The 21,891-nt window shown below is 69.1% G+C and carries 23 protein-coding genes; 11 read left to right on the top strand and 12 right to left on the bottom strand.

Going from position 1 to position 21,891, the window contains the following annotated elements:
- The first annotated feature begins 53 nt into the window (after positions 1-53).
- Complete coding sequence (locus Q1V88_RS17850; protein WP_300682911.1) at positions 54-869, top strand: class I SAM-dependent methyltransferase; 816 nt, start codon at positions 54-56, stop codon at positions 867-869.
- Between the two features lie 9 nt (positions 870-878).
- Here Q1V88_RS17850 and Q1V88_RS17845 read toward each other — a convergent pair whose 3' ends face one another.
- Positions 879-2,402, bottom strand: a complete 1,524-nt coding sequence (locus tag Q1V88_RS17845; protein WP_300682909.1) for an acetyl-CoA hydrolase/transferase family protein — start codon at positions 2,400-2,402, stop codon at positions 879-881.
- A gap of 193 nt (positions 2,403-2,595) precedes the next feature.
- Between Q1V88_RS17845 and Q1V88_RS17840 the strand changes: the two genes are divergently transcribed.
- The 3 genes from Q1V88_RS17840 (at position 2,596) to Q1V88_RS17830 (ending at position 4,535) form a co-directional block, all read left to right on the top strand.
- Positions 2,596-2,787 carry a CsbD family protein gene (locus Q1V88_RS17840; RefSeq protein WP_300682907.1) on the top strand — a complete coding sequence of 64 codons (192 nt, stop codon included), beginning with the start codon at positions 2,596-2,598 and terminating at the stop codon, positions 2,785-2,787.
- A gap of 52 nt (positions 2,788-2,839) precedes the next feature.
- Positions 2,840-3,364 carry a GNAT family N-acetyltransferase gene (locus tag Q1V88_RS17835; protein ID WP_300683037.1) on the top strand — a complete coding sequence of 175 codons (525 nt, stop codon included), beginning with the start codon at positions 2,840-2,842 and terminating at the stop codon, positions 3,362-3,364.
- A gap of 520 nt (positions 3,365-3,884) precedes the next feature.
- A complete protein-coding gene (locus tag Q1V88_RS17830; protein ID WP_300682905.1) occupies positions 3,885-4,535 on the top strand; it encodes a hypothetical protein in 651 nt (216 codons plus the stop codon).
- Here Q1V88_RS17830 and Q1V88_RS17825 read toward each other — a convergent pair whose 3' ends face one another.
- Positions 4,536-5,768, bottom strand: a complete 1,233-nt coding sequence (locus tag Q1V88_RS17825; protein WP_300682903.1) for a divalent metal cation transporter — start codon at positions 5,766-5,768, stop codon at positions 4,536-4,538.
- Positions 5,769-5,770: 2 nt separating this feature from the next.
- Positions 5,771-6,244 carry a hypothetical protein gene (locus Q1V88_RS17820; protein ID WP_300682901.1) on the bottom strand — a complete coding sequence of 158 codons (474 nt, stop codon included), beginning with the start codon at positions 6,242-6,244 and terminating at the stop codon, positions 5,771-5,773.
- Between the two features lie 243 nt (positions 6,245-6,487).
- On the opposite strand from Q1V88_RS17820, the gene Q1V88_RS17815 reads away from it, so the two are divergent.
- Positions 6,488-7,228, top strand: a complete 741-nt coding sequence (locus Q1V88_RS17815) for a sigma-70 family RNA polymerase sigma factor (RefSeq protein ID WP_300682899.1) — start codon at positions 6,488-6,490, stop codon at positions 7,226-7,228.
- Positions 7,229-7,232: 4 nt separating this feature from the next.
- On the opposite strand, the gene Q1V88_RS17810 is transcribed toward Q1V88_RS17815, so the two are convergent.
- The 5 genes from Q1V88_RS17810 to Q1V88_RS17790 form a co-directional block, all read right to left on the bottom strand.
- Positions 7,233-8,690: a PP2C family protein-serine/threonine phosphatase gene (locus Q1V88_RS17810; RefSeq protein WP_300682898.1), complete on the bottom strand. Its 1,458-nt coding sequence runs from the start codon at positions 8,688-8,690 to the stop codon at positions 7,233-7,235.
- Between the two features lie 51 nt (positions 8,691-8,741).
- Complete coding sequence (locus Q1V88_RS17805) at positions 8,742-9,068, bottom strand: plasmid stabilization protein (protein ID WP_300682896.1); 327 nt, start codon at positions 9,066-9,068, stop codon at positions 8,742-8,744.
- A gap of 216 nt (positions 9,069-9,284) precedes the next feature.
- Complete coding sequence (locus Q1V88_RS17800) at positions 9,285-9,446, bottom strand: hypothetical protein (RefSeq protein WP_300682894.1); 162 nt, start codon at positions 9,444-9,446, stop codon at positions 9,285-9,287.
- Between the two features lie 9 nt (positions 9,447-9,455).
- Positions 9,456-9,887: a CBS domain-containing protein gene (locus Q1V88_RS17795; RefSeq protein WP_300682893.1), complete on the bottom strand. Its 432-nt coding sequence runs from the start codon at positions 9,885-9,887 to the stop codon at positions 9,456-9,458.
- A 41-nt stretch (positions 9,888-9,928) separates the two neighbouring features.
- Complete coding sequence (locus Q1V88_RS17790) at positions 9,929-12,025, bottom strand: catalase (RefSeq protein WP_300682890.1); 2,097 nt, start codon at positions 12,023-12,025, stop codon at positions 9,929-9,931.
- A 114-nt stretch (positions 12,026-12,139) separates the two neighbouring features.
- On the opposite strand from Q1V88_RS17790, the gene Q1V88_RS17785 reads away from it, so the two are divergent.
- Complete coding sequence (locus Q1V88_RS17785; RefSeq protein WP_300682887.1) at positions 12,140-13,324, top strand: glycosyltransferase; 1,185 nt, start codon at positions 12,140-12,142, stop codon at positions 13,322-13,324.
- Positions 13,325-13,395: 71 nt separating this feature from the next.
- Positions 13,396-14,256, top strand: coding sequence for an SDR family oxidoreductase (locus tag Q1V88_RS17780; RefSeq protein ID WP_300682883.1), 861 nt, complete (start codon positions 13,396-13,398; stop codon positions 14,254-14,256).
- Between the two features lie 15 nt (positions 14,257-14,271).
- On the opposite strand, the gene Q1V88_RS17775 is transcribed toward Q1V88_RS17780, so the two are convergent.
- Complete coding sequence (locus Q1V88_RS17775; protein WP_300682882.1) at positions 14,272-15,018, bottom strand: SDR family oxidoreductase; 747 nt, start codon at positions 15,016-15,018, stop codon at positions 14,272-14,274.
- 136 nt (positions 15,019-15,154) lie between these two features.
- On the opposite strand from Q1V88_RS17775, the gene Q1V88_RS17770 reads away from it, so the two are divergent.
- The 3 genes from Q1V88_RS17770 (at position 15,155) to Q1V88_RS17760 (ending at position 17,191) form a co-directional block, all read left to right on the top strand.
- The gene (locus Q1V88_RS17770) at positions 15,155-15,919 is read left to right on the top strand and encodes an SDR family oxidoreductase (RefSeq protein ID WP_300682880.1); all 765 of its coding nucleotides are present in this window, start codon (positions 15,155-15,157) and stop codon (positions 15,917-15,919) included.
- Positions 15,920-15,989: 70 nt separating this feature from the next.
- The gene (locus Q1V88_RS17765; RefSeq protein WP_300682877.1) at positions 15,990-16,592 is read left to right on the top strand and encodes a phosphoribosylanthranilate isomerase; all 603 of its coding nucleotides are present in this window, start codon (positions 15,990-15,992) and stop codon (positions 16,590-16,592) included.
- Between the two features lie 89 nt (positions 16,593-16,681).
- Positions 16,682-17,191: a hypothetical protein gene (locus Q1V88_RS17760; RefSeq protein WP_300682874.1), complete on the top strand. Its 510-nt coding sequence runs from the start codon at positions 16,682-16,684 to the stop codon at positions 17,189-17,191.
- A gap of 108 nt (positions 17,192-17,299) precedes the next feature.
- On the opposite strand, the gene Q1V88_RS17755 is transcribed toward Q1V88_RS17760, so the two are convergent.
- From Q1V88_RS17755 to Q1V88_RS17745, 3 genes are all read right to left on the bottom strand, one after another.
- Positions 17,300-18,340 (bottom strand): SIS domain-containing protein, encoded by a 1,041-nt coding sequence (locus Q1V88_RS17755; protein ID WP_300682872.1) that lies wholly within the window; start codon positions 18,338-18,340, stop codon positions 17,300-17,302.
- Positions 18,341-18,402: 62 nt separating this feature from the next.
- Positions 18,403-19,380 (bottom strand): alpha/beta fold hydrolase, encoded by a 978-nt coding sequence (locus Q1V88_RS17750; RefSeq protein ID WP_300682870.1) that lies wholly within the window; start codon positions 19,378-19,380, stop codon positions 18,403-18,405.
- Positions 19,381-19,383: 3 nt separating this feature from the next.
- On the bottom strand, positions 19,384-20,064 hold the full coding sequence (locus tag Q1V88_RS17745) for a FadR/GntR family transcriptional regulator (RefSeq protein WP_300682869.1): 681 nt from the start codon (positions 20,062-20,064) through the stop codon (positions 19,384-19,386).
- 165 nt (positions 20,065-20,229) lie between these two features.
- On the opposite strand from Q1V88_RS17745, the gene Q1V88_RS17740 reads away from it, so the two are divergent.
- Positions 20,230-21,837, top strand: coding sequence for an ABC transporter substrate-binding protein (locus tag Q1V88_RS17740; RefSeq protein WP_300682868.1), 1,608 nt, complete (start codon positions 20,230-20,232; stop codon positions 21,835-21,837).
- The last annotated feature ends 54 nt before the right edge of the window (positions 21,838-21,891 follow it).

Below are 21,891 nucleotides of genomic sequence, written 5' to 3'. Positions count from 1 at the left end.
GTCTGGCCCATTACGCCAGCGGCGACATGGGGACCGGTGCGTATCGTGGACGAATGGCACTCTCGGAGCCCCACGACCACCAGTTCGCCGGATCGATCCCAGCGCTGTACGAACGGCTGCTGGTGCCGATGATCTTCGCCGAGCCCGCCCGTCGGATGGCGCACGAGGTCGCCGACGCCCAACCCGCGGCGGTGCTGGAGACCGCAGCCGGCACCGGCGTGCTGACCCGGGCGCTGCGGGGGATGTGCCGGGGAGCCGACATCACCGCCACCGACATCAGCCAGGCGATGCTGGACGAGGCGGCCCGCCGTCAGGGCCGCGCCGACGGGGTGCGCTGGCGGCGCGCCGACGCCCTGGACCTGCCGTTCCCCGACGCCGAGTTCGATGCGGTGGTCTGCCAGTTCGGGGCGATGTTCTTCCCCGACCGGGTGCGCGGCTTCGCCGAGGCCGCCCGGGTGCTGCGGCCGGGGCGCTCGTTCTTCTTCGGGGTGTGGGACAGCATCGAGCGCAACGACCTGGCCGCCGCTGTGACCGCGACCCTGCGCGAGCTCTCACCCGGGGGCGCGTTCGACTTCCTGGAACGGACACCGCACGGCTACAGCGACCCCGACCGGATCAGGATGGACCTGGAGCGGGCCGGCCTGCCGATCGTCTCCATCACCACCGTCTCGGGGACCTGCACCACGACGGCGAGCGATGCGGCGACGGCGTACTGCCAGGGAACGCCGCTGCGTCAGCAGATCGAGGCCGACGCGCACCTCGACCTGGACCAGGCCACCGCGGCGGTGGCCGACGCGCTCAGTGCCCGGTTCGGTACGGGCACCTTCACCTCGGCGACCAGCTGGCTCGACGTCCGTGCCCGGCACTGAGCGCCGACGTCACATCTGGCCGTCGTTGAGGTAGTTCAGGTGCCAGCTGAACGCCTCGCCCAGCAGGTGCGGGGTGTGACGGGCGTTCGGGTACGTCGCCTCGGCGCGCGCCACGTAGTCGTGCAGCCGCTCCCGGAAGTCGGGGTGCGCGCAGTTGTCGATGATCCGGGCGGCGCGGGCCCGCGGCGAGAGACCGCGCAGGTCGGCCAGGCCCTGCTCGGTGATCAGCACCTGGACGTCGTGCTCGGTGTGGTCGATGTGGCTGGCGAACGGCACGATCGAGGAGATCGCGCCGTTCTTCGCCGTCGAGGGTGAGACGAAGAAGTTCAGGTAGGCGTTGCGGGCGAAGTCGCCGGAGCCGCCGATGCCGTTCATGATCGCCGAGCCGGAGACGTGGGTGGAGTTCACGTTGCCGTAGATGTCGGCCTCGATCATCCCGTTGATCGCGATGATGCCGAGTCGGCGTACGACCTCGGGATGGTTCGAGATCTCCTGGCTGCGCAGCAGGATCCTGCCCTTGTACGACGTCACGTTGTCGTTGAACCGCTGCGCGCCCTCGGCGGTCAGCCCGAAGGAGGTCGCCGAGACCCCGATCAGCTTGCCGGCGTCGAGCAGGTCGAGCAGTCCGTCCTGGATCGTCTCGGTGTACGCCGTCAGGTGCTCGAACTCGCTGTCGAGCAGCCCCGCCATCACGGCGTTGGGCACGTTGCCGACCCCTGACTGGATCGGCAGCAGCTCGGCGGGCAGCCGGTCGTGGCGGACCTCGTGGCGCAGGAAGTCGACCAGCAGGTCGGCCATCGCGATCGAGTTGTCGTCCAGCGGGGACAGCGGGCTGTTGCGGTCCGGGGCGCGGGTCTCCACGATCGCGACCACCTTGGCCGGGTCGACCCGCAGGTAGGGGTCGCCGATGCGCTGCAGCGGTGAGGTCAGCTGGATCGGCGCGCGGTGCGGGGGCAGCCGGGTGCCGTAGTAGACGTCGTGGAACCCCTCCAGCTCGCGGGGCTGCCAGGTGTTGAGCTCGAGGATGACCCGGTCGGCCTCCTCTAGCCAGGTCTTGTTGTTGCCCACCGAGCTGCCCGGCACCAGCAGGCCGTTGGGCAGGATCGCGGCGACCTCGACCACGGCGACGTCGAGCTTGCCGTAGAAGCCCGCCCAGACCTGCTGGGCGGCGTGGCTGAGGTGGACGTCGACGTACTCGATCTCGCCGGAGTTGATCCCGGCCCGCAGGGCGGGGTCGGACTGGAACGGCATCCGCTTGCTCATCGCGTGCGCCTTCGCCAGGACGCCGTCCATCTCGGGTGCGGTGGAGGCACCGGTCCAGACCTGGACCCGGAACTCCTCGCCGCGGGCGTGGGCCGCCTCGGCCCGTTCGGCCAGCGCGGTGGGGATCGCCTTCGGGTAGCCAGCGCCGGTGAACCCACTCATCCCGAGCGCGTCCCCGTGACGAATGTGGGTCACGGCCTCGGCCGCAGTCATGAGACGTCCGGCCAGCTCAGGGTCGACAATCCGGTCCGAGAGGTGCTCGCGGCTCATAGGGGAATCATGCCCGATCTCACAGTGTGGGCGGAGAGCAGGGTCACCTGGCCTCCCTGACAGTCGCCTGAACATTCGTCAACAGAACGACTGCAGGCCCGTGACGCCCTTGACCTGTGGTGCCGGCCGGGTTGTGCTGGAGGGGTTCATTCGAAACTGCGGAGGGACCTCCGCCGACGGAAGGGAGCTCACCATGGGCGCCGATGACAAGCTCGAGAACAAGGGACAGGACCTCAAGGGTCGCGCCAAGGAGGCGCTCGGAGCGGCCACCGACAACGACCGGCTGAAGAACGAGGGCAAGGCCGACCAGGCGAAGGCCTCGCTCAAGGACAAGGCCGAGTCGGTCAAGGACAAGGTCACCGAGGGGATCGACAAGCTCCTCTGACCGGGCCCGCTCGACCTCGGGCGAGGCCCGCTACGGTGGCGTCGTGCTGGTGATGCGTGATGCTGTCGAGGACGACGTTCCTGCTCTGGTGGCCCTGGTCACCTCGGCCTACCGGGGTGACAGCAGCCGTGCCGGATGGACCACCGAGGCGGACCTGCTCGACGGCAGCCGGGTCGACGCCGACCTGATCCGGGCCGACCTCGAGGCCGAGCGCAGCCTGATCCTGCTCGCCGAGCGCGAGGGGCGCCTGGTCGGCTGCGTCCACCTCCAGGCCGTCGCGGGCGCGCCCGGTCGCGCCTACCTCGGCATGTTCGCCGTCGCGCCGACCGAGCAGGGCAGCGGCCTGGGCAAGCAGATCATGGCCGCAGCCGAGCGACGGGTGGCCCAGGAGTGGGACAGCACCGAGATCGAGATGACCGTGATCGACGTACGGGCTGAGCTGATCGCGTTCTACGAGCGGCGCGGCTACCGTCGCACCGGCGAGACGGCACCCTTCCCGTACGGCGACGAGCGGTTCGGCACGCCGAAGCGTGACGACCTGCAGATGGCCGTGCTGCGCAAGCCGCTGGGCGCCTAGTCCCGCGAGGCGCGGAAGGCGACCATCGCGGCGAGCGCTCCGACCAGCATCGTCAGCGCCAGCGGTACGGCGGTGTGCTCACCGCCCACGCCGACGGTCGCCGACACCACGCCGACGCACTGCCGCCGCGCCCCGGTGCGGCGTCCAGGGCCAGGGCGGTGGCGTTGCCGAGGTCATCGGGTCACGACGAGCAGACGGCGCAGCTGGGGGCGCTCGTCCAGCGGGCCCGGATGATCTCGCGCCACGCCCACCTCGCCGCCCTGTCGGACCCCGAGATCGTGCCGCTGCGCAACAACGACGGCCTGGTCCTGCAGTACGTCGACTCCGCACCCGGCAGCTCGACCACCCAGATCAGCGAACGTCTCGGCCCTCGTCGACAAGGGCCTGGTCCGACGCGAGGTCGACCCCGCCGACAAGCGGGTCACCACGGTCTGAGGGCTCAGGCCAAGGACCGGTGCATAGGACCGGGTCGAGAGGGTACTCCGCAGCGGTGAAACCACGTCCGCGGCGCCTGGACGCCATGCTGCACCTACTCGATCGTCAGGTGGTCGACCGCGACGGACTCCTTGTCTGCAAGGTCGACGACCTCGAAGTGATGCGGACGGCCGACGATGGCTGGGAGGTCACTGGCATTCTTGTCGGTCCCGCCGCGCTCCTGCCGCGCTACGCCGGTCGGGGCGGTCGGCGGATCCTCGCGGTGTGGCACCAATTGGGCATCCAGCAGGAAGGGCGAGACCGCCCGTGGCGGATCGGTTTCGATCTCGTCACGTCCGTTGGCAGCGCCGTGCACCTGCGGGTCTCGCGGGAGGCGGTGCTGAAGGACGAGGGGCCAGACGGTAGTGCTCCGGGGCGTCATCGGCTGGCCGAGCTGATCGGCGCTGAGGTGCGGTGGCGCGGCGAGTCCTGCGGCAAGGTCCTCGATGTCCGTCTCCGCCCGACCACGCTGAACGCTCTGGAGGTGACCGGCCTGCTGATCGGTAGGGCACGGCCGGGTGCCTTCCTCGGGTACGAGCGGCGTGAGTCGATGGGGCCGGCCTGGCTCCGTGGATCGGTGCGGTGGCTGATGCGTCATTCGGGTGAACTGCCGATCCAGGCCGTCTGCGCCGTGGACTGGGGCGCCCGGCGGATCATCGCCGATGACCCTCCGGGTCCCGTCACTCCGCTCGGCTGATCAGGCGGTGCCCATGCCGGTCAGGATCATCAGCGGGATCGCGGCGAGGGCCGCGACCATCACCAGGGCGAGGTAGACCGAGCCGATTCCATTCGCCAGCCGCCCATTGACGTGCGGCCCCATGTAGTCGGGGTCGTTGGCGATGACGAGGATCGGGAAGTAGGTCAGCGGTAGCGCGACAGCAGAGAAGACCACCGAGATCTCCGTCACCATCACGGGATCGATGCCGGTGACGAGCACGCCGACGGCGACGAGCGTGGCGAGGATGATGACCAGATGGAACTGCGCTGCTCGCTCCACCCGGACGTACTTTCCCCACTGCCAGCCGAAGTACTGGGCGATCGAGTAGCCGGCTGACAGACCGGTCTCGCAGGCAGCGCCGAACGTTGCAGCAACGAACCCGACGATGGCCAGCGCCAAGCCGATCTTGCCCAGGGCGACCACGATCGGCAGAGCGACCTGGCCGAGGTTGGTGACGGTGATCTGCGCCGGCCCCAGTGCTAGCCAGGCCGTGGCGGCGATCGAGAGCGAGATCATGCCCCCGAGCGGAAAGCCGATGAATACGTTGGCACGCATCACTCCGATGTCCTTCGCGCTCCAGCCGTCTTCCACTCCGCCGGAGGAGAAGAAGAAGACCTCGTAGGGCGTCATCGCGGCCCCGAACAGGGCGACGGCGTAGTACGTCCAGGTCACCCAGGACTCGTCGGCGGGCTTGCCGACCGACGCCGCCTGATGGAGGAGGGAACCCCAATCGGGACCAAGCGCCCACAACGCCACGGTGAAAACCAGCAGGGCCAGCCCCAGCAGGCCCAGGACGTTCTCCAAGATCGAGAAGCGTGCGCGCCACAGCACCGCCCAGACCAGGAGGCCGATGAACGGAACGACGAGCATTTCGTGTACGGACGTGACGAGCTCGAGAGAGAGGGCCACCCCTCCGATCTCCGCGATGAAGGTCAGGAGCGTCACCCCCATCGAGCCGATCAGGTTGACCAGTGCGACCCGCGGCCCGAGGCGCTCGCGGATGATGTCGAACGAAGCGCGACCACTGACAGCCGCAACCCGCCCCGACATCTCGGCAAAAACGCAGATCCCGAGGACGCCGATGACGACCACCCAGCTCAAGGACATCCCGAAACGACTGCCGACCTGGGCGTTGGTGACCAGGTCGCCGATGTCGACGAAACCACCGATGGCGGTGAGGATGCCGAGCGCTACGGCGAAGTACTTCGGCACGGTCACTCCCTTTTCAGTGTCGATGCGAGTCGGGAGAGGCGGTCGTGCCTGGTCTCCAGGTCCGCGATCAACGGAGCAAAGATGGTGGTGCGCCCCTGGACGAGTGCCATCCTGGCGCGGCTGACGGCACCCACGGCAGAGGTCAGGTCCTGCACGACACGGAGGTGGCGTGCGGTTTCTGCCGGAGGGGGTTGGAGAGCAGCGAAGGAGGTGGCTGCTGCGCTGGCGGCGGCCTCAGACTGGCCCACCATCACCCCCGCGGTACGTCCAAAGAACCGGTGTTTCGCGTCTTGTTCCAGCACGAGAACGACGACGGCCACTTCGCTCGCCACATCTGCGGCGGCCGCGGAGGCCTTCATCTGCCACGAGTGGTTCGCTGGTTGCTCAGGCGAGGTGACGGAGCATGCGGCCGCGAGGATCCCCACGGCCGCCGCACAGAGAGAACGTCGGGGGAGGGCCAGGACAACCGAGGTCATGCACGATCTCCGTTCCGTCGCGGATGCCGTGGCCTTGTACCCATCCCGAGAGGAAATACACCGGTTCTCTTCAACGCGATCGAGTGGCAGGGTGGGAGTCGGACCGAGATGCGGTTCGTCTGCCTCACATGAGCGCAACGCACGCCCGAACCAAAGCCGACCAGTCGATGGCGAGGTACACCTGTGGCCACGGAACACGATCTGCCTGACGACCCCGCCACTCGCGAGGGGCGGATGGCCCGCGTGGCCGCCCTCCTGGCCGAGCGTGACGGACTCGACGACGCGGACCGTCGAGACGCGCTCACCACCGAGATCATTCTGCTCAACAGAGGTGTCGCAGAGTCAGTCGCCGGCCGCTTCACGGGGAGGGGCATCGGATCCGAGGACCTTCGACAGGTGGCCTACGAGGCATTGATCAAGGCGGTCCACCGGTTCGATGCGAGTCGCGACCGCGATCTGCTGAGCTTCGCCATCCCCACGATCCGAGGCGAGATCCGGCGCTACTTCCGTGACCACGGGTGGATGGTCCGACCCCCACGGCGCCTGCAGGAGCTCCAGCAGCGGATCGGCCATTCCCGGCAGGATCTGGCCCACCAGCTCGGCCGGGAACCCACAACGGAGGAACTGGCAGCGGTGATGGGGATCTCCGCGACGGAGTGTCTCCAAGCGATGCAGGCGTACGGCTGTTTCCAGGTCCCGTCGCTCGATCAACCGTTGGAGCCGGGTGGCCATGGAAGCATTGCCGACACGGTGATCGCCGAGGATCGGTCGACCGAGGTAGCCGATACGATGTTGACGCTGGGTCCGGTGGTCCGCACGCTCCCGGACCGAGACCGGCGGATCCTCTATCTGCGGTTCTATGAAGAGCGCACCCAGGCGGAGATCGGGCGAGAGCTCGGCGTGACGCAGATGCAGGTCTCACGGTTGTTGAGCGGCATCTTCACCAAGGTCCGCGAACAGCTCGGTGACGTCCCGGTCCGGTGAGGGCTCACTCCCACCGGTGGGGAAGAGCCGCCCGGGTCAGGACTTGGTCGGCCGCTGAGCCGCGGGCTGCCACCACCGTGAGATTCGCGTCGCAGGCGCGGGTGCGCTCGGCGTACTGGAAGAGGAGACGTACCGCAGGACCGCACAGCCGGTCGACGCGGGTGAGATCCACGACTGCGGAGCGGGTCCCGGCGCAGGTCGTCTCATGGACCAGGTCGTGGAAGACGGCCTCCTCGTCCGGCCCGAGGCTGCCACTGAGGCGAACGCCCCCCGTGATCTCATCGGCGCGCATCGGTTCGGACGGTGGGCGACGGGCGACAGCGACGCCGGTGCGCCGGTCGGCGGAGCCGGACTGCAGGAGCGGCACCGTCCGCCCCACCGGCTGACGCAGAATCACCTGGGTGGTCTGGTCGCGGTGGCGCAGGGTCAACGACGTCACCAACCCTCCCGCCACGACGAGCGCGCGGCGTTGCAGGTCGCTCTCGGGCTGCCACCGGCGGTCGACCTCCAGGGTGACCTCCACCTGTGCGTCGTCGGTGAGCTCGGCGCTGACAGTCACCGAGCTCATGAGCGAGAGGACCCCGATCATCTCCGCCGTTGCGCCGCTGAGTGAGACGTGGTCCAGCAGGCTGACTCCGAACCCATCGAGCCAGGCAGCGAAGAGTGCGACCGCCTGCGTGGAGGGTGCGCCGGCGGCGACAGAACTCACCTTCAGCGGCTGGGGATTGGGCACGCGTTGAACGACGAGCAGTGCGACGTCGTCACGGTAGCCGTGCGGCCGCTGCATGGCGGCGAGGACCCCCTCACACAGCGCATCGCCGAACGCCGGCCCGGTGGCACCGCCTAGCCCGAGCCCCGCAATCACCTCGCGCAGCGCGAGCGCCCCGTCGAGGACGGACCCGTTCTGTGCCGTGACCAGGCCGTCAGTGTGCAACATGACGGCGTCGCCACAGGCCAAGGTGAGCGTGCCTCGTGAGGCAGTACCGCCGAGCCCGAGGGGACGACTGGGGCCGAGCGCGAGGGGGTGGGAACCGCCGCCCGAAGAGAGGTGGAGGGGGAGGGCATGACCGGCGGAGGCGACCTCGACCGAACCGTCGCCGGGGGAGAGGATCACAGCCGCCATCGTGGCGCCGGAGCTGAAGGGGGATCGCTCGGCGTAGCGGTCGACGGCTGCCACTGCGGCGTCCAGACTCGCACCGCTCTCAAGGTGGCCGCGGAGCACCGCCAGGAGCCGGGCGGTCGCGATCGCGGCCGCAGCGCCGCGAGATCCTGCGTCGGCCACGGCCGCGGCGACGCGCCCGTCTGGTAGAGCCACCGCCTTCAGGCCATGGCCGGCGTACTCATCACTGTGGCCAGGAGCATCGTTCTCGCGCTGGCTGAGGACGTAGCGGCCAGTCAGACACAGATGCGGGAAGACCCCGATCGCCGGCGGAAGCACGGCGTCCAGCGTGTCCAGACTCATCGCTGTTCCCCCCGTCGTGTGCTGCACGACCTGCCACGCCGACACTATCGCCTACCGCCCGACGGCACGCTCCAATTCCGCCTTGTTCATCGAGCTACGGCCTTTGATGCCCTTCTTCTTCGCCTCTTCATACAGCTGGTCCCGCGTGCGACCGCCTGCGCCGCTGTGGCTGCGCAGCCCGCCTCGCCGGGCCGAGGAGAGGTCATCGATCGAGGTGCGGCTCGCCTCGCGGGACTCGCCCTGGCGAGCTCGGTCCTTGTTGACGGTGCGGGCGGCGATCTCTTCGGCCTCGTCTTCGGACCGGCCTCGCGCGGTCAGGCCGTCCTTGATGTGTTCGTACTGGCGCTCACGCTTCTTGCTCCAAGACTGTTGCGGCATGGTGGTTCCTTCCCTTGGTTACATCCACTTCCTGCGGAGCGTCTCGATCGCTGCTCCGATCATCACGATCGCCAGCCCCGCCAGGACGAGGCGCAGAGGTCGGAGGGGGTGTCGTCTGCGTACGCGCTCTGGGTGAGCGGCTACGAGCGGTGCGGGGTGTTGAGGTGCGGCTGTCATGGTGATGACGTACCCCCTCTGGCGGCGCGGAAACGACATTCATCCGCGCCGCCAAGGCGGACGTCGGCGCCGCTGCCATCGGGTGGCGTCCTGCGCCACGGAGTCGGCGTGGCGCGAGTCCAGCCACCAGATCACACCCCAGAGCGCAACGAAGGCGAGGACCAGGACGATCGCGAGTGTCCAGTAGGCGACTGTGCTCATGACAGCGCCTCAGTTGTTCGCAGGCGCGGTCGAGATCAGCGCGAGCAGTTCCGAGGTCTCGCCGTCGGTGGCGTTGCGAGCGACGTCGGCCTGGGTCACCATGCCGACCAACTCCTGTCCGTCGATGACCGGCAGCCGCCGGACATTGATCTCTGTCATCAGCCTGACGACCTCGGTGATCGGATCCTCAGCTGCGATCGTCACCGGCTTGTCGAGGTGAAGCGAGGCGACGGTCGTGGAGCGTGGGTCCTTGCCCTCGGCGACGCAGCGCACCGTGATGTCGCGGTCGGTCACGATGGCATGGAGGAGGTGATCATCGCCGGTGACGGGCAGGGCGCCGATGGCGAGGTCACGCATCGTTCGGGCCACCTCATCGAGGGTCTGATCAAGGTGGGCGCAGGTCGCGCCTGGCGTCATGATGTCGCTTGCGGTGAGTGTCATGATGATGCTCCTTCGGGGTGGTGGTGAGTGGAATCTCCGGGTCAGCCCATGAGCCGGTCCCAGGCGCGGTGGACGGTCAGCAGTTCGCTGAGGTCATCGGCCACCTCGGGACCAGTGCCGAGAGCCACGCCTGCTGCAGCAGGATCGATTCCTGCTGCCCGTAGCGGGAGGCTGCCGTCGTCCCAGGTCGCGATGACCTTTCCATGTCGGAAGCACTCCGCCAGGAGGGTGGCGAGCAAGGGATCAGCGGCGAGTGCCGCCGTACCTGGTGCGATCACGAGGGCGTCGAGTTCGACGGATCTGAGCGTGTCGAGGCGACGCATGACAGCGGTGCCATCGGGTAGTGGGACACCAGTGGGTCCGATCAGAAGCGGGATCATCGAACGCTCCTGCAGCGCCGTGCAGAGTTCATCGATGCCCGGGGCTGGATCGGACTGGTCGACAACGACGCCGACCACCCGGCCGTCCACCGGCCAGGTCCGCCCCAGCATGGACAACGCCGGGCTCGGTTCCACCTCGTCCACCGGCGGCGTGGCGTCGGGGGTGTCAACGCCGAGCCGCGTCGCGACCTGCGCACACAGGACCGAGTCGATCTGGGCGAGGCACGCCACCTGACGCTCCACGACCTCCGGCACAGTGCACTTGCCTAGCTCGAAGGCGTACGCCGCCACCACGTGGTCCTGTTCAAGTGGGCTCAGCGACAACCAGAACAGCCGTGCCTGGCTGAAGTGATCGTCGAAGGAGACCGAGGCGGCCCGGACCTTCGGCGCGCTCGGGAGGTTGCGGGCGACATCGACGAAGGCACCCGCCGGCGCCGCTCCGGGCGCCGCGAACGGGCAGCCACCACCTACCGAGTTGGGCAGGTACGGTGCGATGCCGGTGTGGACGCCGCTCTGGTGCATGCCGTCGCGCAGCAGGTCGTTGACCGGGGCATGCGGCCGGTTGATCGGGATCTGCTCGAAGTTGGGTCCTCCTAGTCGAGTGAGCTGCGTGTCCACGTAGGAGAAGAGGCGAGCTTGCATCAGGGCGTCGTCGGTGACGTCGATGCCGGGCACGAGGTGTCCGACGTGGAAGGCGACCTGCTCGGTCTCGGCGAAATAGTTCGCCGGGTTGCGGTCCAGCACCATGCGTCCGAGCGGCTGGACCGGGGCGAGCTCCTCGGGGACCAGCTTGGTGGGATCGAGCAGGTCGATGCCTTCGAAGGTCTGATCCGCGCTGTCAGGAAAGACCTGGACGCCCAGCTCCCACTCAGGGAAGGTCCCAGCGTCGATCGCCGCGGCCAAGTCGCGGCGATGGAAGTCGGGGTCGAAGCCGGCCAGGAGTTGGGCTTCCTCCCAGAGCAGTCCGTGCACGCCCAGACGCGGCTTCCAATGGAACTTGGCCAGCGTGGTGGCACCGTCGGCATCGACCAGCCGGAAGGTGTGCACCCCGAAGCCCTCCATCATCCGATACGAGCGGGGGAGTCCCCGGTCGGACATGTTCCATAGCGCATGATGTTGCGCCTCGGTGTGGAGGGAGACGAAGTCCCAGAAGGTGTCGTGTGCGCTCTGCGCCTGCGGAATCTCTCGGTCAGGCTGCGGCTTGGCTGCGTGGATGATGTCGGGGAACTTGATGCCGTCCTGGATGAAGAAGACGGGCATGTTGTTGCCCACCAGGTCGAAGGTGCCCTGGGCGGTGTAGAACTTCGTGGCGAACCCTCGAGTGTCACGGACAGTGTCCGCCGAGCCCCGGGATCCGAGGACCGTCGAGAAACGCACGAAGACGGGCGTGACCACGTCCTTGCCGAGGAACTCTGCACAGGTCAGTGACGATGCCGTGCCGTAGCCGACGAAGTGACCATGTGCGGCGGCGCCGCGCGCGTGCACGACCCGCTCGGGGATGCGCTCGTGATCGAAGTGGGTGATCTTCTCGCGCAGGTGGTGGTCCTGGAGCAGGCTCGGCCCACGCTCGCCCGCCTTCAGCGAATGGTCGGTGTCACGGAGGCGAACTCCACCAGCGGTGGTGAGAGCCTCCTCGGTCTGGAGGTGCAGCTCGGTGGGCGGCACAGTCTCCTCGCTCATCTGACGTCCTCTCGCAGAGATGTCGTCGCTCGTCGCGGCGCGGTCTTTACCGGCAGTAACCGGGTTGGCGAACCCCAAACGGGTCGACTGTCTCGATCGATGTGGGCTGGGTACGGGGGAGTGGACGCGGGCAGCCGGGTGATGCGCTGCCGTCATCGTGACGGCGTGCACGAGGATGAAGGAGCGGGGCGGATGAAGATCGCAATGGTGTCGGAGAACGCAGACCCGAGCAGAGCGGTGGGGCTGGGGGCGCCGGGGTCCCAGCACGTCCATGTCGATGCTCTGGCGACTGGCTTGATCCGATTGGGCCACACAGTGACCGTCGTCACCAGCGAGGCTGCCGCCGCGGCACCCGGCTCGGCCCCGCAGCGGGACTATGCCGTCGTCAGACTGCGCGGTTCGTCCTTCGGCGAGACGAATGCCGGCGCGGCCGGGGATGCCTCACCTGAGTTTGCCGCGCAACTCGGGCAGTTGCTCTCGCGTGGTGGATATGACGTCGTGCACGCCCACTTCTGGCGCAGTGCCTGGGCAACCCGACGCGCGGCCCGGGCGGTAGGGCTGCCGTGGGCGGTCACCTTCCACGAGTTGGGATCGATCGAGCGTCGCCGACTCGGAGTGGACGACCCCAACCCGGCTTGTCGAGTTGCGGTGGAGGCGACCTTGGCCGACGACGCCGACCTGGTGATCGCGGTCTGCGCCGACCACGTCCGCGAGCTTGCAGCGCTCGGCGTCGACGGTCCTCACATCTGTGTGGTTCCCGGAGGTGTCGACCTCCAGCGGTTCACTCCGCGTCCGCCGCCTGTCGGCCCGGCTCATGTGCTGGCTTTCGGGCTGGACGGTGAGCAGGAGGGGCTGGCAGATCTGGTCATCGCCATCGCCCAGCTTCCCGGGGTGTTCCTCACGGTTGTCGGCGGTCCTGAGCGCGCTGAGCTCGGACGCAGTGTCGAGGCGCGCCGGCTTGGCCGGCTCGCCGAAGGACTGGGGTGCGCCGAGCGGATCCGCCTCACCGGTCATGCCACGCTCGCAGCTCTTCCCGAGCTCCTGGAGTCAGCAGATGTGGTCGCGATCACCCCACGGTCGGTTCCCGTCCCCGCCGGCGCCGTCGAAGCGATGGCGTGTGCTCGACCGCTCGTCGCGACCGGAGTCGGCGCGTTGACCGACCTCGTCGATGTCGGCGTGACAGGAGACATCGTTCCGCCTGGCCGGCCCGATGCTCTGGCCGCGGCCCTCGATGCGCTGCTCCGTGACACGGAACGCGCGCGGCGTTACGGGGCGCAGGGGGCGGCTGTGGCGCGAGCCGGGCTGGGATGGGAGGCGACGTGTCGTCGTACGGCCGCGGCGCTCGCGACGCTGTGTCCAAGCGGAGCCGGTGTCTGAGCACTCAGTGCGTGGGTACTGCGTGACCAGATCGCCCGGACCGACCGGGTTGCCCAGATGAGGAGGTCTCGATGACTGACCAGCCACGTTTCCCAGCTCAGCAGCAGGAGCCTCCGGGGCGTACTGACGCGATGCTGCCGGTGCCGGACCACGGCGAGGATTCGTACGTCGGCGCCGGACGGCTACGCGGACGGCGGGCGCTGATCACCGGAGGCGACTCGGGGATCGGCCGTGCCGTGGCGCTCGCGTTTGCACGCGAGGGGTCTGCGGTGGCCTTCACCCACCTTCCCGAGGAGCGCGACGACGCGGAGGTCACCGTCAGACTGGTCGAGTCGGCGGGCATGCTCGCGGTGCCGATCGAGGCGGACCTGCGTGATCGCTCGACCTGCGACAGGGTGATCGAGACGACACTCTCCGCGCTCGGCGGTCTCGACCTCCTGGTGAACAACGCCGGGTTCCAGACCGCGCGCGATCCTGGCCTGGAGGACATGAGTGACGACCGGTTGGAGCGCACCTTCAGAACCAATGTCTTCGCGTTGCTCTGGCTCACCCGTGCCGCCGTACCGCACCTGGATCCCGGCTCGGCCATCATCAACAACTCCTCGATCCAGGCCTTCCAGCCCTCCACCAGTCTGTTGGACTACGCGGCCACGAAGGCCGCGATCAACAACCTCACGGTCAACCTTGCCGCCGAGCTGGGACCGCAGGGCATCCGGGTCAACGCGGTCGCCCCCGGTCCGATCTGGACGCCGCTGCAGCCTGCCACTCAGCCTGTGGAGAAGATCGAGTCGTTCGGTGCGAACACGCCACTCGGTCGCGCGGGGCAGCCAGCAGAGGTCGCCCCCGCGTTCGTCTTCCTGGCTTCGCAGGCTGATGCCAGCTATGTCTCCGGGACGGTGCTCGGGGTGACCGGGGGGCAGCCCGTCTTCTAGGCCCCGGCGGCCGCCTCAGGCCCAGATCGGGCCGGGCGTCCCGCCGTCGACCGTGATCACGGCGCCGTTCATGATCGCCGCGTGCGGGGAGGCAAGGAACGTGATCACTCGCGCGACCTCCTCGGCCTCGACCGGACGCCCCAGGGCGTTGTGCGAGGCGGCCTCGGCGTAGTCGGCGTCACCGGCGACCCGCTCGGTCACCGTCAGGCCCGGGTGCACGCAGGTCACCGTGACGCCGCTGGGGCCGAGCTCGTCGGCCAGGCTCTTGGAGATCGCCACCACGGCGATGTTGCGCACGCTGCCGGCGATCGCGCCGGTGGTGCGGGCATTGGTCCCCGACACGTTCACCACCCGGCCGCCACCGTCGCGCAGGTACGGCGCCGCGGCCCGCACCACCCGGGCGTAGCCCAACGCCTTGGTGTCGACCTGGGTCAGGAAGTCGTGGTCGTCCAACCCCGCCAGGCCGGGCGCGACCGGGGTGGTGGCACGCGGTGCAGCGGCATTGACCACCACGTCCAGGCCACCGAGCCGGCCGGCGGCCTCGTCCACTGCTCGGCGTACGGCGTCGTCGTCGGTGGTGTCGGCGCTGACCGTAGAGGCACCCTGACCGATCGCCGCCGCAGCCGCCTCGAGTGCGCCGAGGTCGCGGCCCAGCAGCACGACCGAGGCCCCCTCGGCGGCCAACGCCGTCGCCGTGGCCAGGCCGATGCCGCGGTTGCCGCCGGTGATCAGGGCCCGGGCGCCGGACAGTCGAAGATCCACGCTCGGACTCTAACGACGCCGCGGTGTGATGTGGGCCCGGTCACTGGGATCGTCCACGCCTCGGTCCCCGGGCACCGCCCACGATGGCTGACGCGACACTGACCGCGCCGTACGGCGCACGAGAAAGGGTGAAGGCATGCAGCAGCGGATGGCAGGGCGGGTGGCACTGATCACCGGCGCCGGACAGGGCGTGGGACAGGGCATCGCCTTGGCGTTGGCGACCGAGGGCGTCTCGATCGCCGTCGTCGGCCGCACCGCCGCCAAGCTGGAGGAGACCTGCCGCCTGGTCCGCGAGCGTGGCGTCGAGGCGGAGGCGTTCGAGATCGACGTCGCCGACACCGCGTCCCTGCCCGGCCTCGTCGAGGCCGTCGTGGAGCGCTTCGGTCGCCTCGACATCCTGGTCAACAACGCCTACGCGGGCGCCTACGGGACCCTGCTCGACCTCAGCGACCGCGCCTTCCAGAAGGGCTTCCTCACCGGCCCGTTCGCCGCGTTCTCCCTGATGAAGGCCGCCCACCCGCACCTCAAGGCCACCGGTGACGGCTCCATCGTCAACCTCGTCACCTCGGCGATGGTGCGCTGGGACCCGACCACCTATGGCGCGTACGCCGCCGCCAAGCAGGCCCTGCGCTCGCTCTCGCGCACCGCCGCCGCCGAATGGGCGGTCGACGGCATCCGGGTCAACTCGATCGCGCCGCACGCGCTCTCGCCCGGCCTCAAGGGCTGGACCGAGGCGAACCCCGAGGAGGCCGAGGAGTTCGTGGCCGCCATCCCGATGCGCCGGATCGGCGACTGCGAGGACGACATCGGCCGTGCCGTGGTCGCCCTGGTCAGCCCCGACCTGCGTTATCTCACCGGCGCCACCATCCCGCTCGACGGCGGCCAGGCGTTCTTCGGCTGACCTGCTCCGCGGCGTTCCACCCGCATAACCCGCGCGACACGGCGACCAGTCGACTGAGAGACTGGTCGCCGTGTACGTGAAGATCTGTGGCCTGCGCACCGCCGAGCACACCCAGGTGGCGATCGACGCCGGTGCCGATGCCGTCGGCGTCGTGATGAACGCGACCAGCGCCCGTCGGGCGTCCGAGGCCGAGGCCTCGGCCGTGATCGCGACGGCCGCAGGTCGGGTCGACACCGTGCTGGTGGTCAACGACATGGCGGCCGCCGACGCCGCCACGATCGTGAAGCGGCTCGGGTTCGACGTACTGCAGTTGCACGGCAAGGCCTACGCCGAAGCCGACTTCGAGGCGGCCCGGGCGATCCTGCCGCGGGTGTGGCGGGCGACCTCCCTGGCCGCCCAGCCGCCCCTGGAGATCGGGGTCTGGGGGGAGGAGGCGCTGCTCCTGGACGCGCCGAAGGCCGGCTCGGGGGAGCGCTGGGACCTCTCACCGCTCGCCGACCTCGACCTGGACGGGCACTGGATGGTCGCCGGTGGCCTCTCGCCCGACAACGTCGCCGAGGTGATCGCCGCCGTCGCGCCGTGGGGTGTCGACGTCTCCAGCGGTGTCGAGTCGGCGCCAGGGGAGAAGTCCTCGGACCTGATCCGCGCGTTCGTCGCCCACGCCCGAGCGTGACCACCTCCACATCCCGCGAGTGCGGGGTGTGGGCCGGCGGTGCGGAATACTTGGGTCGGAGCCGGTGGTCGGCTCGAGGAGGACGTTCGATGGCGAAGTACGCCGAATGTGTCCACGGCCGTAACTCGGCCTTCTGCGTGATGGGATGCGACCCGATCCCGATCCCAGAGAAGTCCAAGCCGGCGAAGAAGGCCTCCCTGGCCCGGCCGCGCAAGGCCGCCGAGGTCGTCGCGGCCGTCACCGCCGCCGAGGGCCTCGCCGTCGCGGAGAAGCCCGCTCCGGCCCCGAAGCCGGTGCGGACCCACGTCCCCGAGCCGGAGACCGAGCAGATGGTGCTCAACGACATCTGCGACGTGCTCGGCACGCCGCGTCGCCCGCTCAAGGCCGGCGTACCGGTGCAGGTGCTCCAGGTCGCCTCGGGCCGCCTCGGCCTGGGCTACAAGGTCACCACCGAGACCAGCGAGAAGATCGTGCGCAAGGCCGGTCTGACCTGGGACCCCGCCTTCCTGTACGTCGACGAGCTGGCCGGCACCGCGCCGGTGCTGACGATCGACGGTGCTCGCGCCCTGCGCTCGGCGCTGGCGACCCTGCTCGGTTGACGTCACCCTGACCCACGCCGGCCTGGCGAAATGGGGAACGCCACCGCCCTGGGTGGTGACGGTGGCGTTCCCAACCCCATGCGCCTGGGGTCAGTGGCTCGGAAGGGATCAGAGGGTGCTGGTCACCTTCGCGAGGCCACGCGGAGCATCCGGGTTCAGATGCCGCGCGATCGAGAGCGCGTGGGCCAGACGCTGGACCGGGATGATCTCGAGGATCGGGGAAAGCTCCTCGGGGATCTCGGTCGGCAGCGGCACCACGGCGCTGGGGGAGGCGACACCGGAGGCGTCGCCGATGATGGTGAGCTCGGCCTGGGCGCCGACCAGACGCTCCAGGGTCTGGCCCATCGCCGCACCGCCGGCACCGGGGCCGACGATCGCGAGGACGGGCTGGTCGGCGTCGACCACGGCGAGCGGGCCGTGCAGCAGGTCGGCACCGGAGAAGGCCTGCGCCGGGAAGTACGACGTCTCCATCAGCTTCAGGGCCGCCTCGCAGGCGGTCGGGTAGGAGTAGCCGCGACCGGTGCAGATCAGGCTGGTCGCGAACCGGTTGCGGTTGGCGATCTCCTCGATGCCGCCGACCTCGAGCAGGCCCTGGGCCAGCTCGGGCAGCACCGCGGCGGCCGAGCCGTCGCCACCGCGCCAGAAGTCGACCAGCAGCCACAGTGCCAGCAGCTGGCTGGTGTAGGTCTTGGTCGCCGCCACCGCCAGCTCAGGGCCGGCCAGGATGTCGATGCCGAGCTCGGCGGCCTCGGCCAGCGGCGAGGCCGGGTTGTTGGTCACCGAGATGGTCAGCGCGCCACGCTCACGGGCGACGGCGGTGGACTGCACCAGGTCGGGCGAGCCGCCGGACTGGCTGACGGCGATCCACACCACGTCGGCCATCTCGGGCTGGGCGCCGTAGACGGTGAGCGTGGAGGGGGAGACCAGGCCGACCGGCAGACCGAGGGAGACCTCGATCAGGTACTTGGCGTACAGCGCCGCGTTGTCGCTGGTGCCGCGCGCGGCGAGCAGGACGAAGCGGGGGTTGGCGTCCTTGATCTTCTGGGCGATCTCGGCGATCGCGGTGGTGTCGGCCAGGAGCCGTGCCAGGGCGGCGGGCTGCTCGGCGATCTCGGCGGCCATCTGGGCGCCGACGGGCTGGGTCGTCATGGGGGTTCGTCCTCCGAGTGGGGGTGGGGTCGGATGAGGCTGGGCGGGAGCGGGGAGTGCGCTCAGGCCAGCTGGTCGCGCAGCCAGGTGATGGTCAGCTCGTCCTGAGCCAGGCCGCCACCTTCGTGCTTGTTGAACGGGTAGACCTCGATCTCCTTCGCCGCGGTGTACGCGTTGAAGGCGGCGAAGACCGTCGACGGCGGGCAGACGTCGTCCATCAGGGCGACGGAGAAGAGCGCCGGTGCGGTGGCACGGGCGGCGAAGTTCACGCCGTCGAAGTAGTCGAGGGTGGCCAGGGCCTGGTCGGCCTGGGCGCGGTGGTTGCCCAGGAACCAGGTCAGCTCGCGGTACGGCGCCGAGTCGGTGATCGACGCGGCCCGGCTGTAGTGGCACAGGAACGGCACGTTGGTCACGACCGCCTTGACGCCGGGCGCGAGCGCTCCGGCGGCCAGGGCGATGCCACCGCCCTGGGAGGTGCCGAGCACGGCGATCCGGTCGGCGTCGAGGCCCTCGATCGTGGCTGCGGCGGCGACCGCCCGGACGGCGTCGGTGAAGACGCGCCGGTAGTAGTAGTCCTCGCGGTCGAGCACGCCCTTGGTCAGGAAGCCCTCGACGTGGGCGGAGTTCGAGCCGCCCTCGTCACCGGTGTGACCGGCGCGCCGGGCGCGGGCACCCTGGCCGCGGGTGTCCATCACCAGGGTGGCGAAGCCGGCGGCGGGCAGCGCCAGCCAGTCCAGCGGGGAGCCGGTGCCGTCGCCGTAGCCGAGGTACTGGACCACGACCGGCACCGGGTCGGGGGCGACCTCGGTGGCGGGACGGAGCAGGAATCCGTTGATCCGCTGCCCTCCGAAGCCCGTGAAGGAGACGTCGTACGCCGTGATGGCCGTCAGGCCCAACGGGTGCGGCGTGAGGGTGACGTCGAGCGGGACCGACGAGAGCTCGCCGAGGGTGGAGGCCCAGAAGTCGTCGAAGTCCGCCGGTGCGGTGCGCTCGGAGCGGTACTCGCGCAGGGTCTCCAGCGGGAGGTCGAACTGCGGCACTGATCAGTCCTTCGTGGGGGAGGAGATCTCCGAGGAGATCGTGGAGCGGATGGGTTGGTAGTGCGCGGCGATCGCCTCGCGCAGCCCGGTGGCGTCGCCGACGGCGACCCGCTCGGCGATGTTCTGGTGCAGCCGGGCGGTGAGCAGCAGGTTGTCGGCGCGGGTCGGCAGTCCGGGGGCCACGATGGCGTGCACGTCCCAGAAGGCGCCGGTGAGCTGAAGGAGCAGGCTGTTGGCCAGCGGCTCCATCAGCGCGAGGTGGAAGGCGCGGTCGATCTCGATGAACTCCTCGCCGCGCTGGGCCTTGGCCAGCATCCCGCCGGCGAGCTCCTGGAGGCGGGTGCTCTGCGCGCTCGAGGGGCTGGCGACCAGGGCATCGGCGAAGCCCTGCTCCAGGGTGGAGCGGACGTCGACGAGCTCGGAGATGATGTTGTAGTCGCTCTTGCGGCTGAGGAAGCCGCGGAAGGCGAGGCTCTCCACGAGCGCCGCCATCGACATCTTCCCGACGTAGGTACCGTGGCCGTGGCGGACCTCCACGATGTCGAGGGCGGCGAGCACCTTCACCGCCTCGCGCACGCTGGAGCGACTGGCACCCAGCTCGTCGCACAGCTCGGCTTCGGTGGGGAGCGGATCGCCGGGGCGGAGCTCATTACGGATGATGAACTGCTTGATCTGATCGGCCATGTGCTCGCGCATGGACGTGCCACGCGGGCGCGGCGAACCACTGAGTGCATCTTGAGTGACGATTTTCACCATGGTGCTTGACCCTTCGGTTGGAGCCGTGTCAGGCTCACCCTAAGGCATAAGACATCAGACGTCATAGGTCTGATGCCAAAAGTGGAGGTACATGTGAGCACCACCCTCAAGACCGCCAAGCGCGGTTTTCGTCCTGTGGGCAAGGCCGTCGTGGCCGGAGCCGCAGGATTGGCTTTGACGCTGGGCCTTGCTGCGTGTGGCAGCCAGTCCACCAGCACCTCCGGTGGGTCCAAGGACACCACCAGCATCCAGGCGACCCTGGCGTTCTCGCTCTCGAGCGGGTTCGACCCGGCCAACGCCTCGAGCGCGGTTGCCACCGACGTCAACCAGCACATCTTCGAGGGTCTTCTCGACCTCGATCCCGTCACTCGCCAGCCCTACCTCGCTCTGGCCAAGGCCGAGCCCGTCGCCAGCAAGGACGGCCTGTCCTACACCGTCCAGCTGCGTGACGGCGCGAAGTTCTCCGACGGCACCGCCGTCACCGCGGACGACGTGGCCTACTCCTTCGAGCGCATCCTGAAGCCGGCCGACCCGGCCGCTCCGCCGCTGATGCAGGGCTTCATCACCTTCATCAAGAAGGTCGAGGCCGTCGACGCCACCACGGTGAAGTTCACCCTCAACGAGAAGTTCCCTCTCTTCTCGTCGCGGATCTCCGTGGTCAAGATCGTCCCCAAGACGCAGGTCGACACCGCTGACAAGGCGACCGCCTTCGACACCAAGCCGGTCGGCTCGGGTCCGTTCCAGCTGGTCAGCTCCTCGGAGTCCGAGATCAAGCTGAAGAAGAACCCGAACTACAACGGCTCGAAGACCGCCAAGGTCGAGACCATGACCTGGAACACCAACACCGACGGCTCGGCGCGCATCGCCGACCTGCAGGCCGGTCGCGTCCAGGCCATCGAGGCTGTCCCGTACCTCAACGTCGACTCGCTCAAGGGCAAGTACACGATCGCGGACAAGCAGGCCTTCAACCAGGCCTTCCTGATGTTCAACAACTCCGCTGCGCCGTTCAACGACAAGCGGGTCCGCCAGGCCCTCTACTACGCCCTCGACACCGACTCGATCATCAAGACGGCGCTCAACGGCTACGGCACCGCCGCCACCTCGTACCTCGACGAGGGCAACGCGGGCTACCAGAAGGCCAGCACGGTCTACACCTACGACACCACGAAGGCCAAGCAGCTCCTGGCCGACGCCGGTGTCACGAACCTGAGCTTCGAGCTCGACACCACCGACAACTCGATCATCAAGGACATCGCTCCGCTCCTGATCGAGCAGTGGAAGGCGATCGGCGTCAACGCCACGCTCAACACGCAGCCGTCCTCGGCCATCTACGGTGAGGTCGTCCCGTCCTCGAAGTTCCGCGTCCTGCTGGGCTCGGGTGACCCAAGCGTCTTCGGCACCGACACCGACCTGCTGATGCGCTGGTTCTACTACGGCCAGACCTGGCCCAAGGACCGGATGCGCTGGACCGACCCCGACGCGACGAAGGTCTCCACCCTGCTCGACAAGGCTGCCTCCACCGAGGACGCCACCGCGCAGAAGGCCCTGTGGAAGCAGGCCCTGGACATCGTCGCCGAGGACGTTCCGCTGTACCCGATCCTGCACACCAAGGTCGTCACGGCGTACGACTCCTCGAAGCTGTCCGGCTTCGACGGTGTCTCCACCACCGGCCTGTACTTCCTGGACACGTCCCGGAAGTGACCCCCTAGGTACGCGGTGCCTGCCCTGAGCAGTCGAGGGCAGGCACCGCGTCCT

Origin of the sequence: Nocardioides sp. (assembly GCF_030150155.1) — a bacterium.
Lineage (GTDB): Bacteria > Actinomycetota > Actinomycetes > Propionibacteriales > Nocardioidaceae > Nocardioides.
The sequence above is the reverse complement of the archived record's forward strand: the minus strand, read 5'-3'. Positions and strand labels throughout refer to the sequence as shown.